The 13,460-nt window shown below is 63.1% G+C and carries 7 protein-coding genes and 2 pseudogenes; 4 read left to right on the top strand and 5 right to left on the bottom strand.

What is annotated here, in order from left to right; all coding sequences use genetic code 11:
* Nucleotides 1-16: 16 nt before the first annotated feature.
* Entirely contained in the window at nt 17-3,178 is a 3,162-nt protein-coding gene (locus METLW3_RS0107300) for an efflux RND transporter permease subunit (RefSeq protein WP_024879304.1), read from the top strand.
* Between the two features lie 667 nt (nt 3,179-3,845).
* Here METLW3_RS0107300 and METLW3_RS0107295 read toward each other — a convergent pair.
* Nucleotides 3,846-4,864, bottom strand: a pseudogene (locus METLW3_RS0107295) (transposase); the annotation flags it as partial.
* Between the two features lie 279 nt (nt 4,865-5,143).
* Entirely contained in the window at nt 5,144-6,067 is a 924-nt protein-coding gene (locus tag METLW3_RS0107290; protein WP_024879302.1) for a LysR family transcriptional regulator, read from the bottom strand.
* 101 nt (nt 6,068-6,168) lie between these two features.
* Between METLW3_RS0107290 and METLW3_RS0107285 the strand changes: the two genes are divergently transcribed.
* A complete protein-coding gene (locus METLW3_RS0107285; RefSeq protein WP_024879301.1) occupies nt 6,169-7,212 on the top strand; it encodes an NAD(P)-dependent alcohol dehydrogenase in 1,044 nt (347 codons plus the stop codon).
* Nucleotides 7,213-7,384: 172 nt separating this feature from the next.
* Here METLW3_RS0107285 and METLW3_RS0107280 read toward each other — a convergent pair whose 3' ends face one another.
* Nucleotides 7,385-8,290, bottom strand: coding sequence for a LysR family transcriptional regulator (locus METLW3_RS0107280; RefSeq protein WP_024879300.1), 906 nt, complete (start codon nt 8,288-8,290; stop codon nt 7,385-7,387).
* Nucleotides 8,291-8,389: 99 nt separating this feature from the next.
* On the opposite strand from METLW3_RS0107280, the gene METLW3_RS0107275 reads away from it, so the two are divergent.
* A complete protein-coding gene (locus tag METLW3_RS0107275) occupies nt 8,390-9,556 on the top strand; it encodes an MFS transporter (RefSeq protein WP_024879299.1) in 1,167 nt (388 codons plus the stop codon).
* Nucleotides 9,557-9,590: 34 nt separating this feature from the next.
* A complete protein-coding gene (locus METLW3_RS0107270; protein ID WP_024879298.1) occupies nt 9,591-10,628 on the top strand; it encodes an aldo/keto reductase in 1,038 nt (345 codons plus the stop codon).
* A 169-nt stretch (nt 10,629-10,797) separates the two neighbouring features.
* Here the strand turns inward: METLW3_RS0107270 and METLW3_RS0107265 are convergent.
* A pseudogene (locus METLW3_RS0107265) lies at nt 10,798-11,259 on the bottom strand (AAA family ATPase); the annotation flags it as partial.
* Nucleotides 11,260-11,600: 341 nt separating this feature from the next.
* A complete protein-coding gene (locus METLW3_RS29060) occupies nt 11,601-13,418 on the bottom strand; it encodes a polynucleotide kinase-phosphatase (protein WP_245267245.1) in 1,818 nt (605 codons plus the stop codon).
* Nucleotides 13,419-13,460 lie beyond the last annotated feature (42 nt).

The following is a 13,460-nucleotide window of genomic DNA, read 5'->3' as shown; positions in this document are numbered from 1 at the left end:
CACGGGGATTCCATCGATGTCACGCTTCTTCATCGACCGTCCGGTCTTCGCATGGGTTCTCGGCCTGATCGTGATGCTGCTCGGCGGCATCTCGATCTTTCGGTTGCCGATCGCGCAATATCCCAGCATCGCTCCGCCGCAAATCTCGATCACGGTCACCTATCCAGGCGCTTCCGCTCAGACGGTCATGGATACTGTGGTAAGACCCATTCTCCAACAAATGTCGGGCCTCGATGGCTTGGAATATCTACTTTCGACCGCCCAATCGAATGGATCGATGGAAATCGACCTGACATTCGTGCAAGGCACGGATCCGAACATCGCGCAGGTGCAAGTTCAGAACAAGCTGTCTCTCGCCCAGCCGAATCTGCCGACCGAAGTCACCCAGCAGGGGATCAAGGTCAACAAATCGGTCAAAAGCTTCATGATGATCGTCGGCGTCTATTCCGACGACGGCGCGATGTCGGCCGTCGACATCGACGACTATGTCTCTTCCAACCTCAAGGATCCGTTGACGCGCATCACCGGCGTCGGCGACTTCACCTCGTTCGGATCCGAATATGCCATGCGCATCTGGCTCGATCCGGACAAGCTCAACAAATATTCGCTGACCGTCGGCGATGTCACGAGCGCGCTCACCGCGCAGAATGTGCAAGTCTCGTCAGGAGAGCTCGGCGGACTGCCGGCCAGCAGCGGCAATCGGCTCGACGCCGCAATCATCGGACCGGCCCGGCTCGAAACGCCCGAGCAATTCGAGGAAATCCTGCTCAAAGTGAACCCCAGCGGCTCACAGGTGAGATTAAAGGACGTCGCGCGCGTCGAGATCGGCGCGCAGTCCTATTCGACGGCATCGCTCTATAATGGCAAGCCCTTCGGCGCTCTCGCGCTCAAGCTCGCCCCGGGAGCCAACCAGCTTTCCACGGAAGCAGCCGTGCGCGCCGAGCTGGACCGCCTCGAAAAATTTTTCCCTCCCGGCCTCAAGCTCGCCTATCCGCTCGACACCGAGCCCTTCATCACGCTTTCCATCGAGGAGGTGGTGAAGACGCTTTTCGAGGCCGTCGCGCTGGTCTTCGTGGTCATGCTCGTCTTCCTGCAAAACTTTCGCGCAACGCTCATTCCGACGATCGCTGTGCCGATCGTGCTGCTCGGCACATTCGGCGTGCTCGCCGCTCTCGGCTATTCGATCAATACGCTGACGATGCTCGCAATGGTGCTCGCCGTCGGCCTCCTCGTCGATGACGCCATTGTCGTCGTCGAAAACGTCGAACGGCTCATGAGCGAAAAAGGTTTGTCGCCTCGAGACGCCACGCGCGCGTCGATGGACGAGATATCGGGAGCGCTCGTCGGCATCGCTCTGGTGCTCTCGGCGGTGTTTCTGCCTATGGCCTTTTTCGGCGGCTCGACCGGCGTGATCTATCGTCAGTTCTCGGTCACGATCGTGTCGGCAATGGCGCTCTCCGTGCTGGTCGCATTGATTCTCACTCCGGCGCTCTGCGCGACGCTGTTGAAAGAGACGGCGCGGGAAAGCGGTCCCGGGGCCGGCTTCTTCGCATGGTTCAATCGCACATTCGCTCGCCTCACCGAGCGCTACAAAAATGGCGTCCACAATCTGATCGCGCGCCCGCGCGCGTTCCGTCTGATCTTCATGGCGATCACCGTGGCGGCGGTCGTGCTGTTCAACCGAATCCCCACCGGCTTTCTTCCCGATGAGGATCAGGCGCTCCTCTTCGGCCAAGTGACGATGCCGCCTGGAGCCACAGCCGAACAAACGGCGGCATTGAACAAGCAGATGGCCGATTACCTGCTGACCGCCGAAAAGGAGAATGTCGAATCGGTGCTGACCGTCTCGGGGTTCAATTTCGCCGGTCAGGCCCAGAACGCCGGCTTCGCGGCGATCAAGCTGAAGGATTGGTCGGAAAGACCGAGCCCCCGACAGAGCGGCGCAGCCGTCGCCGGTCGCGCAATGCAACATTTTGCCGGGAGTCGCGACGGCCGAGTCTTCGTTTTCCAGCCACCGGCGGTGATGGAGCTCGGCAATGCGACAGGCTTCGACCTCCAGCTCGAAGACCGGGGCCAACTCGGGCGTGACAAATTTCTCGCTGCGCGCGACCAACTGCTCGGAATGGCCGCACAGGACGTTACACTTGCGGGCGTGCGCCCGAACGGGCTCGAAGACGCGCCCCAGTATCGGCTGAAGATCGACCGCGAAAAAGCCAATGCGCTCGGCGTCTCGGTGAGCGACCTCAACGCGACAATACAGGGCGCTCTCGGCTCGCAATATGTCAATCAGTTCTTGCGAGCGGGACGTGTGAAGCAGGTCTATGTCCAGGGTGACACAGCTTCGCGAATGTCGCCGAGCGACCTCGCGCGTTGGCGCGTGCGCAACTCGTCGGGAAAAATGGTTCCGTTCGACGCCTTCCTCGACGGCGCATGGACATTGGGCCCACAAAAAGTAGAAAGCTACAATGGTCTCACATCCTTCGAAATTCTCGGCGCCCCCGCGCCCGGCCACAGCACTGGTGAAGCCATGGCGGCGATGCGGCGCCTCATCGAGAAGCTTCCTCCGGGAGTCGGCTACGAATGGACCGGCCTCTCCTATGAAGAACAGAAATCCGGCTCGCAGACAGCCGCGCTCTACGCCATCTCCCTGACGGTCGTCGTGCTCTGTCTCGCAGCTCTCTACGAGAGCTGGGCGATCCCTCTTTCCGTCATACTGGTCGTTCCCCTCGGCGTCATCGGCGCGATCACGGCGACATTGAGCAGCGGACTGGCCAATGACGTCTATTTTCAGGTCGGCCTGCTCACGACGGTCGGCCTCGCGGTGAAGAACGCGATCCTCATCATCGAATTCGCAAAAGCGTTCTTCGACAATGGAGCAACGCTGGCGGAGGCCGCGATCGCCGCCGCCGGCGAGCGGCTGCGGCCGATTTTGATGACGTCCATCGCCTTCGTCGCCGGCACTCTGCCTCTCGTCTTCGCGACCGGCGCCGGTTCGGCCAGCCGCATCGCGATCGGCACGGCGGTCGTCGGCGGCATGCTCAGCGCGACGCTTCTCGCGATCTTTTTCGTACCGGCGTTCTTCGTCTCGGTCTCGAGCGCTTTTCGGGTCAGACCGAACCGAATTGTCGAGCCTCGAGCTCCCGTGACGCGGGAAATATCGAGCGAGCACTCATGGTGAAGGTTAGCCCGTCCAAAACGGGCGCAGGCCTCGCTGAGGTTCGAGCCTCATCGACGTCGACGCATCGCGCGTATGCTGGCGATCTCTAGGTCTTGGACGACTGATACGTCGGCATTGCGAAATCGGCGTAAATCCAATCCGGCTTCGATACGCCGGATTTCGATGCCCGCCTCATGCTCCTCGTCCGTGGCTGAAATCGCAGCGAGGGCCCTGCCGGCACGGGACCATCTCACTTTGGTGGGCGATCACATTTTGAATTGGCTTGCGGTCGGGAATTACCGCGCCGTCGTGGGTCAGGCGGTCTTTACCAACAACCATCCAGAAGCGCCTCCCGAGCAGCACAAAGACATCTTCGAGCATATTCTAAAGATTGTGTCCGACGGCGCGCGAGCCGGCGAGTTCAGGAAAGACTTCGATATGAAAATGCGTTTGTCGCCAAGCGTGATACAGGCCGCGGCAACCCATGTTTTATCTTCGCCCGGACGACCGTGCAGCCGTTCAGTCCGAAACCGTTCGGATCGCGTTGGCCGCCCTCGCATAGTCCAATAGAGCGCTGTAATCTAACCTGAAAAATTCGGTGCGCTCTGAAGCGATGCGTGAGCTGATTGCCGGATATTGGCCACGGGCCGGCACGAGAAACGATGCCGCGTGCATTCGGCCGACGGGTTCAGCCGGCGATGGCCTGCATGAGCGGCTTCACGCCGAAGATATTGATCATCCGCTTCATGTTATAGGCGAGCACATGCAAACTCATTTCGGTTTTGACCTTTTCAAGGGTCTTGGTCAGGAAATGGGTGCTGCCCATCCACGCCTTGAGGGTTCCGAAAGGATGCTCGACGGTCTGTCGACGAATGATCATGGCCTCAGGCATGCGGTCGAGCCTGGCTTGCATCCGGTCGAGCACCGCTTCGTGCTCCCAGCGTTTCTGCCGTTTGACCTTGTCAGTCGTGCATTGGGGTTTGAGCCCGCAGGTCAGGCACGCCGTGAGGTTGCGGTAGTGGTCCATATCGTCACGGCGGTCTGAGCGTATTTTTCCCTTGGTCAGAAACTCGCCCGCCGGGCAGGCGTACCGGTCGTTCTCGGCGTCGTAGATGAAATCCTGCACGGTGAAGAGGCCGCGTTTGGCGTTGCCTGAGGTCTGGGTCTTGGGAACGTAAGGCAGCACGCCCTTTCCCTCGCAAGCCAGCACCTCCTCGCCATTGTAATAGCCCCGGTCTGCAAGTACGGTGACTTCCTCGCATCCCGTCGCATCGCGCGCCCTGCCGCCCATAGCCGCCAGTTGCGAGCGGTCGGCGCCGACATTGGTCACCTCGTGCGCGACGACCAGATGGTGTTCGGCGTCAACGGCGATCTGAACATTATAGCCGACGATACCCGTGCCCTTGCCGCTGGTCGCCATCGACCGTCTGGATCGGTCAAAGAGAGCTTCTTGGTGCGCGCATCCTCCGCGTCCGGCTCCTCCAGGACATCGCCAGAGAGGACGAGCTTACGCAGCATCCGGCTGACACTCGACTTTTCAAGGCGGAGAATTCCGCCGAGATCGCGCGCTGAGATCCCGTCTCTGGCGTCGATTTCGATCAGGGCGTGGACGGCGGAAGGCGGCAAGTCGGTTCCGGCGAAAGTGCCGCCCAAGAAGCCAAGTTCTCGAACAAGCTGCCGAGATGCGGCGCGGATAGAATCGACGGTGGAACGCATTAGAGACATGGGAGCATAGACGCAAAACGTTGTGTCATACAACCATTTAGCCTGTGCCGGAATTTGTGGTCAAGCGGTCCATGCCAAACGACGAACCGCGTTTTGACGGCGCGCCCGACGAGCCTCCGTTCTCATAAGCCAGTGCGGCGATCCTTGCGTAGTTACCGCGCAAAATATTGCGCCATAGAGGGCAATCGGCGGGTATGGCGGGCCACGCCCGACGAAGATGAGCACTACGTCTACGCTAAAGCCCTCTAACGCCGCCCTTTCTCACGAGCCGGTCAGGTGCGTAGGTATGAACGCCTCGACGAGGGCATCTACCACCACCCGTACTTTGGGCGCCAGGTCCCGCGAGCGAGGCCAAAGCGCGGTAATGGGGACGTCTTCCGCAGGGGTGGGAATCGGCACCACTTCAAGCCGCCTGCTGCGGAGATCGTCCGCCGCGAGCCAGGTCGAAAGGTAGGCTAGCCCCAACCCGTTCACAGTCGCGTCCCGCAGGGCTTCGCCATGGCTGATGGTGTGGCGCGGCTGGATGACGAACCACCTGACCGTTCCGTCTGGGCCGCAAACCGCCCATGGCAGCGGGCGGCCATCTTTGGCGAAGGCGAGGCAGTCGTGATTGACGAGTTCTTCTACGGAGGCCGGACGCCCGCAACGGTCCAGATAGGCCGGTGCGGCGCAGATGATCGACCCTTGCGCACCAATGCGCCGCCCGATCAGGCTCGCGTGATCTCCGGGATCGCCAAGCCGCACCACAAGGTCGATGCCTTCCTCGACGAGATCGACCTGGCGGTCCGTGAATGAGATATCGAGATTGAGATCGGGGTTCCTGTCCGCGACCTCCTTGAGGACGGGCATGACGCACAAGCGGCCGAACGAGATCGGCAGGTTGATCCGCAAGGTTCCCGATACGACGCGCTTTTGTGAGGCCAGCAGCGTCTCCGCTGCGTTGAGTTCTTCCAGGACCTTGAGGCAGCTCTGGTAATAGGCCTGCCCTTCGGCCGTCAGGTTCAGGCTGCGGGTGGTGCGGTCCAGCAACCGGACACCGAGACGCTCTTCAAGGCGAGCGACGCTCTTACCGGTCGCGGACTTCGACATGCCCATGCGTGCGGCTGCTGCCGTGAAGCTGCCTGTCTCCGCCGCATGGACGAAGGCGGAAATGCCTTGAAGGTGGGAATGAATGTTCAGGCTCATCAATTGAAGACCAAATGGAGGAAATGTTCGCAAAATACGTCACAATACAATCCATATGATTGTCAATAAGATCCCTCGCTTAACACGTGAAAGGATCGACAATGAGCGAGATAATGAAACGATGGCAGCTGCCGTCATTCGGAGTGAAGAACCTGCAATTGGCCGAAGCGCCGGTGCCGGCGCCGGGCAGCAAAGATCTGCTGATCCGGGTTGCGGCGGTCTCCCTCAACTATCGCGACAAGCTGGTGGTCGAAGGCGAGTTACTACCCGACAGGCCAACCATGCCGTTCGTTCCGGTATCAGACATGGCGGGCGAGGTCGTGGCGACCGGCGCGGATGTGTCACGATTCAAGGTCGGCGACCGGGTGCTCGGAAACTTCTGGACGCAATGGATCGACGGCGAGCCACCGCGGGAGATGACCCGGCATGGCCTGTCGCTCGGCGGACCGCTTCCGGGCATGCTGGCCGAATATGTGAGCCTTCGCGAGGTCGTCGCCGTCAAGGCGCCCGCATCGCTGACGGACGAGGAAGCCTCCACCTTGCCGGTTGCGGCGCTGACGGCATGGTTCGCCCTGATCGAGACCGGTCATCTGAAAGCGGGCCAGATGGTTCTGGTGCAGGGCACGGGCGGCGTCGCCCTGTTCGGGCTCCAGTTTGCACGGGCGTTCGGAGCCCGCGTGATCGTCACCTCCCGGAGCGCGGAGAAGCTTGAACGCGCAAAGGCGCTCGGCGCCTTCGGCGTGATCGATACTCGTGCAAACCCGGACTGGTCCGCTGCAGCGCTGGACCTGACCGACGGGCGGGGCGTCGATCATGTGCTCGAGCTGGTCGGCGGCGACAATATCAGCCAGTCGGCCGGCGCACTGGCGAGTGGCGGGCGTATCGCCCAGATCGGCTTCATGAAGGGATCGGAGATCGTGCTGTCGGCGGTTCCCATGATGCTGAAGAGGGCCATTATCCAGGGCATTTCAGTCGGCCACAGGAGGGCATTCGAGGACATGAACCGCGCCACCGACGAACACGGCATCAAGCCGGTGATCGACAGGGTCTACGGATTTGAGGACGTGCGCGCGGCGTTCGATCATCTCGAACGCGGGCCGTTCGGCAAGGTTGTGGTTCGACTCAAGAGTGAAATTGGAAGCTGATTCTCAATTCCGCCTTGCCGTGGCGTGCGGTGATCGGCGGCGTTTGCATAGCTATGTCGCAGAATATCGCGCCACAGCGCGCAATCGGCGGGGCTGGCGGGCCACGCGGGACCCGGATGAGAGCTACGTCTACGCTATAACCCTCTACGCCCCTCTTTCTGCCTGTCTCGAGCTATTCGACCTTCCCCCACTCCGCGAGGAAATCGAGCAGCGCCCGGACGCGTGAGGGCAACGGTCCGCCCTGGCCGATATGGATGGCATGGAAGGCCTCGCGGTCACCAGGGTTGAGGTGACCGAGCACGGGCACGAGACGGCCGGCGGCGATGTCGTCGCGCACCGTGAAAGCGGCGAGACGGGCAAGTCCGCTGCCGCCGAGCGCCAAGTGCCGCAGCGCCTCGCCGTCGCTCGCCTGCACGCGGCCAACGGTCGGCACGACAATCATTTCGCCGCCCCTCTTCAACGGCCAGCCATCGACGGAGCGGACATAACCGAAGCCGATGCGATTATGGCTGTCGAGATCCTCCATTGTCTTCGGCTCGCCGACACGGGCGAGATAGGACGGCGCAGCGACGATCACCATCGCGGTATCACCGAGCTTGCGGGCGACGAGGCTCGAACTCTTCAACGGCCCCGCGCGCACTGCCACATCCGTGCGCTCCGCCAGGAGATCGACGATCTGATCGGTCTCGACGAGATCGAGCGTCACGCCGGGGTGACGCTCCAGGAACTCAGGCAGGATCGGCGCGAGGATATGGGTGGCGTAGGATGCGCTGGTGTTGAGCCGGATGCGGCCGACCGGCCGCTCGCCGGCGCCGGCATTGCGCTCGGCGTCCTCGATGTCCGCCAGAATGCGGGTCGCCCGCTCATAGAAGACGCAGCCCTCCGGCGTGAGCTGGAAGGCGCGCGTGGATCGGTTGACGAGCCGAGTGCCGAGCCGCGCCTCGAGCCGTGCGACGAGCTTGCTCACGGCTGACGGCGTCATGCGGCAGATGCGGGCGGCGGCGGAAAAGCCACCGCGTTCGACCACGCGGGTGAAGACTTCCATCTCGCCGGAACGATTGATCTCAGGTCGCGCCATTGTCTTTCAATTCATAAATGATGTTCCAATCCGCATTCTATATCACCTGAAGCCGAACATCTATCTGTTGTCCCGACACACACCATCGCGGGACAAATCATGCCCTTGGCGCTTTATGCCCTGACGGCCGGAGCCTTCGGCATCGGCGTCACCGAATTCGTCATCATGGGGCTTCTGCTGGAGGTCAGCGCCGATTTCGGCGTGACGATCGTCGCAGCGGGCCTGCTCATCTCCGGCTATGCGCTCGGCGTCGTCATCGGCGCGCCGGTCCTGACGGTCGTCACGGCGCGCTTGCCGCGCAAGACCGTGCTCATCGTGCTGATGGCGATCTTCGTCGCCGGCAACACCGCCTGTGCGATCGCGCCGAGTTACGGCTTCCTCATGGCGGCGCGCGTGCTGACCGCCTTCGCGCACGGCGCCTTCTTCGGCGTCGGCTCGGTGGTCGCGACCGGCCTCGTGGCCGCGGATCGCAAGGCCACCGCCATCGCGGTGATGTTCACCGGCCTGACGGTCGCCACGATCCTCGGCGTGCCGCTCGGCACGCTTGTCGGTCAGCATCTGGGCTGGCGCGCCACCTTCTGGGCGGTGGCGGTGGTCGGACTGATTGCGCTCGCCATCATCGCCGCCCTCGTACCCGAGGACGACCGCCCCGTCGAGGCGAGCGACTGGCGGGCGGATATCGCCGCCATTTTGCGGGCGCCCGTCCTTCTCGGCCTTGCGACAACGGCTCTCGGCTACGCCGGCGTCTTTGCCGTCTTCACCTATATTGCGCCGATGCTGACGCGGATCAGCGGCTTCTCGGAAGTCGCCGTGTCGCCGATCCTCCTCGTCTTCGGCGGTGGGCTCGTCGCCGGCAATCTCCTCGGCGGCAAGCTGGCGGATCGCTGGCTAGTGCCGACCGTCTTCGCGACGCTCGCCGCTCTCGCCGTTGTGTTGGCCCTGATGGCGCCTGGCCTGCGGTCGCCATTCACCGCCGTCGTCCTCGTCGGCTTGCTCGGTGCAACAGCGTTTGCGACCGTCGCGCCGCTTCAGATGTGGGTCTTGTCGAAGACGGAAGGCGCCGGCCAGAGCCTCGCCTCCTCGTTCAACATCGCCGCCTTCAACCTCGGCAACGCCATTGGCGCCTGGGCCGGCGGCTTCGTCATTGATCACGGCGCCGGTCTCGCCGCCATACCGCTATGGGCGGCGCTGTTTCCGCTCGCGGCGATCCTCGTCGCAAGTCTCGCGGTTAGCGAGGAGCGCGCGGCCAGGCGCGTCACCTGCTGAATCTATCACCTTCACCTCTCAGGAAAGACATGCCATGGAGACTTGCTTTCTCGGCCGCTCGGGGCTCGAGGTCCCGGTCCTCAGCTTCGGCGCCGGCACATTCGGCGGCAGCGGTCCGCTTTTCAGCAATTGGGGCACGAGCGATGCAATCGAGGCGCGTCGCCTCGTCGACATTTGCCTCGAGGCCGGCGTCAACCTGTTCGACACGGCCGACGTCTATTCCAATGGCGCTTCCGAGGAAGTGCTCGGCGCCGCGATCAAGGGCCGACGCGACGCCGTGCTGATCTCTACCAAGATCGGCCTGCCAATCGGCGACGGGCCCAACGACGCCGGCACGTCGCGGCTTCGCCTGATCCGCTCCGTCGAAGCGGCGCTGACGCGGCTCGGCGCCGACTACATCGACCTCCTACAACTCCATGCCTTTGATGCCGGAACGCCGGTCGAGGAAGTGCTGGCGACGCTCGATGCGCTCGTTCGCTCCGGCAAGGTTCGCTATGTCGGCGTGTCGAATTTCGCGGGTTGGCAGATCATGAAATCGCTGGCCGTCGCCGATGCCCACGGTTGGCCGCGCTATGTCGCCAATCAGGTCTATTATTCGCTCGTCGGCCGCGACTACGAATGGGACCTGATGCCGCTGGGGGCCGACCAGGGCCTCGGAGCCCTCGTCTGGAGCCCGCTCGGTTGGGGACGGCTGACCGGCAAGATCCGGCGTGGCGCGCCGTTGCCGGCGGAGAGCCGGCTGCACGAAACGGCCCAGTTCGGACCGCCGGTCGACGAGGAACGCCTCTATCGCGTCATCGACGTGCTCGACGAGCTGGCCAACGAGACCGGCAAGGCCGTGCCGCAGATCGCGCTCAATTGGCTGATCCAGCGTCCGACGGTTTCGTCGATCATCGTCGGCGCGCGGACCGAAGCCCAGCTCCGGCAGAATTTGGGGGCCGTCGGCTGGACGCTGGCGCCCGACCAGATCGCGCGGCTCGACGCGGCGAGCGCCGTCATGCCGCCCTACCCCCATTTTCCCTATCGGATCCAGGAGGGCTTCGCGCGACGCAATCCGCCAATCACGGGATAGAGAATGCATTACCAAACGCACGGAAATCAGCGGTGTTTGCGTAGCCATGGCGCAGGGTGTCGCGCCATAGAGAGCAATCGGCAGGGTGGCGGGCCGTGTCCGACGAAGATGAAAACTACGTCTGCACGATAGTCCTATGATGCCGCTTGGCTTCGTCCGTCCGCCGCGTTCAGCCATCCAGGGAGGCCAGCACGAAATCGGCACGCGCCGCCGTAGTGCTCTTCGGCAGGTGCAACACCTCATACTCCAGTGCCGGATAGGTCTCCATGAGGCGGCGATACTCCACCACCGCCGCATCGAACCCGTGCTTGCGATCCGTATCAGTCACATAGATGTCGGGCCAAGGCGGCGCCATGAACATGCGGCGATGATAGCGATGCGTCATACACAACGGACGCAGGACCGGTTCTCCGGTCAAAGCTTCCAATGCTGATGCCGCGTCGACAAGGCCGCGATCGAAGAACACCCAGCCCTTATGCTCCACCGCCGCCACGTGGTCCGCCAACGCTATGTCGATCGCGCGACGCAGAAACATTGCGAGATCGCCCCACGGCAATGCGCTGCCACCGCTGGCCGTTTCCTCGGCGATGATGCGGCGACCGGGTTCTTCCACGACGACATGGCCGCGAGCTCTACATCGAGGGTCGCGATTGAACTCAGAGATGCTCCATCAGCAAATCTTAACTCCCGTATCCCTTTCGAAAGCCGCTCAGAATCAACATAGCTTCTAGTTTTCTGGAACCACGCTGCAACCTGATCGATCACTGCTCTTGAGCCAGCTTCCGGGTTGAGGATGAAACTATTTGCATACACAAGCATGTAGGTTCTCCAGCGGACTTCGTTTATACATACTTACATCGCGTGGGAGCCGTCTGGAGCCTCGCACTAGGGTGCGCTCCTGGCGCATCTTGGACGGCATCACCCGTGAAAAACGTGGCGAGATTATCCATTCTGCGTTGGAAGCCCTGTAATTTAAAGCCTCGGATCGATCGGCTCGCTCTCCAGCGCGAGGATCGCGAAGACGCATTCATGGGTCTTGCGCAGGGGCGCGCCGGCGGTAAAGCGCGTCAGGGCTTCATGACCGAGCGCAAATTCGCGAAGGGCGTTGGTCCTTTTGCTGCCGAGCCCGCGTTGGCGCAGGCGTTCGAGATGTTCCGGCAGGTCATATTCCGGGCCGTAGATGATGCGCAGATATTCCGGGCCACGCACTTTCAGCGCCGGCTGGATCGGCCCCTTGGCGCCGCGCGCGATGAAATCTCGCGGCTTCACGACCATACCTTCGCCGCCCGCTTCCGTCAGCTCCTCCCACCAGCGCGTCGCCTTCTCGCAAGCCGAGGCGTCCTCCAGAGCGAGTCGGAGCCAGCGAGTCGTCGCCACATTCTGCGCGCCGGTCGCCGCCAATGTTTCGGCGATCGACATGTGCCAGAGATGGTCCTTGTCGAAATGCGTCGCGCCTGCGCTCGCCAGCAGATGGAATGGGGCGACATGCAGATCGTCGAGCGAGCGAACCGGCCAGACATAGGGCTTCCAGGCCTCGCCATAGCGCGCGGCTTTTTCGGCGCGGATCGCGAGCCGATCGCGCAGCGCCTCTACAGAAACGCCGCGAGCGGCGGCGCGCGCGGCGGCGTCATGGGCGAGCGCGAGACCGGCGTGGCTCGCGGCGGCGACCGGCGCATATTGCTGCTCGATCAGCGCCGAGGCCTTGGCGGACCAGGGCATGATTTCCGTATCGAACAGGAGCCAGTCGGTCGCGAGCGTCTCCCAGAGGCGGGCGCTGTCGCAAGCGGCGCGTAGCCGCGCGAGCAGCGCCTCGCATTCGGCGGCGTCCGCGAAGAAGGCGCGGCCCGAGCGCGTCCAGATCTGGCCGCTCTCGCCGGAGAGGACGCCGAAACGCCGGCGCGCGACGTCGGCGTCGCGGCAGAGCGCAACGACGGCGCGCGAGCCCATGTGCTTTTCCTCGAGCACGACTTCCTTTTGGCCGCGCTCGCGGAAGAAAGCGAACGCCTCCTCCGGGCGCTCGAGAAAGCCGTCGCGCGCGCTCGTCTCCACCGGCGACATGGTCGGCGGGAGATAGACGAGCCATTGCGGCGCGAGGGCGAAACGGCTCATCGCTTCGAGCGCCGCAGCGGAATTCTCCTCGGCGATGGGAATGCGCCGCAGCAGCGTGGTGTCGATCCATCGCCGTCCCGACACATCGGCATGATCGAGAAGCCGATCCGCCTCGGCCTGCAAGGCGGTCTCCGGCGCGGCGACGAGCGGGCGCGCCGGCTCGCAATAGACGCGCGCCGCCGGGACCTCGACGAACTCCCGCTCCGGCCAGCGCAGCGCCGTGAGCTTGCCGCCAAAGACGCAGCCCGTGTCGACGCAGATGGTGTTGTTGACCCATTCCGCATCCGGCGTCGGCGTATGGCCATAGACGATGGCCGAACGGCCGCGGTAGTTCGCCGCCCAATCGAGCCGCACCGGCAAGCCGAACTCATCCGTTTCGCCCGTCGTCTCGCCGAACAGAGCGAACTCGCGGACAGCGGGCGAGCCGCGACCGATCATTTCCTCCTTCAGCCCAGCATGGGCGACGGCGAGCTTGCCGCCGTCGAGCCAATAATGACTGCGGAGATCCGCGAGGAAAGTCTTCACGCGCTCCCGGAACTCGCCCGGCTCCTCGGCGAGCTGATCGATCGATTCCTGAAGCCCATGGCCGACCGTGACCTTTCGGCCTTCGAGCCAGCGCGACAATTTGCGGTCATGATTGCCCTGCACGACATAGGCGACGCCTGCCTCCTGAGCCGCCATCGCGATGCGCAATACCCCGGAACATCCGGGCCGCGATCGACG

The sequence above is a fragment of the Methylosinus sp. LW3 genome, from assembly GCF_000527115.1.
In the GTDB taxonomy this organism is placed as follows: domain Bacteria; phylum Pseudomonadota; class Alphaproteobacteria; order Rhizobiales; family Beijerinckiaceae; genus Methylosinus.
Note: the sequence above shows the minus strand (reverse complement) of the source record. Positions and strands in the feature narration are given on the sequence as shown.

Bases quoted from the DNA above. Each gene is read 5' to 3' on its own strand.
- METLW3_RS0107300 (WP_024879304.1), top strand. From the start codon at position 17: ATGTCACGCTTCTTCATCGACCGTCCGGTCTTCGCATGGGTTCTCGGC.
- METLW3_RS0107290 (WP_024879302.1), bottom strand. From the start codon at position 6,067: ATGAGCCTGAACATTCATTCCCACCTTCAAGGCATTTCCGCCTTCGTC.
- METLW3_RS0107285 (WP_024879301.1), top strand. From the start codon at position 6,169: ATGAGCGAGATAATGAAACGATGGCAGCTGCCGTCATTCGGAGTGAAG.
- METLW3_RS0107280 (WP_024879300.1), bottom strand. From the start codon at position 8,290: ATGGCGCGACCTGAGATCAATCGTTCCGGCGAGATGGAAGTCTTCACC.
- METLW3_RS0107275 (WP_024879299.1), top strand. From the start codon at position 8,390: ATGCCCTTGGCGCTTTATGCCCTGACGGCCGGAGCCTTCGGCATCGGC.
- METLW3_RS0107270 (WP_024879298.1), top strand. From the start codon at position 9,591: ATGGAGACTTGCTTTCTCGGCCGCTCGGGGCTCGAGGTCCCGGTCCTC.
- METLW3_RS29060 (WP_245267245.1), bottom strand. From the start codon at position 13,418: ATGGCGGCTCAGGAGGCAGGCGTCGCCTATGTCGTGCAGGGCAATCAT.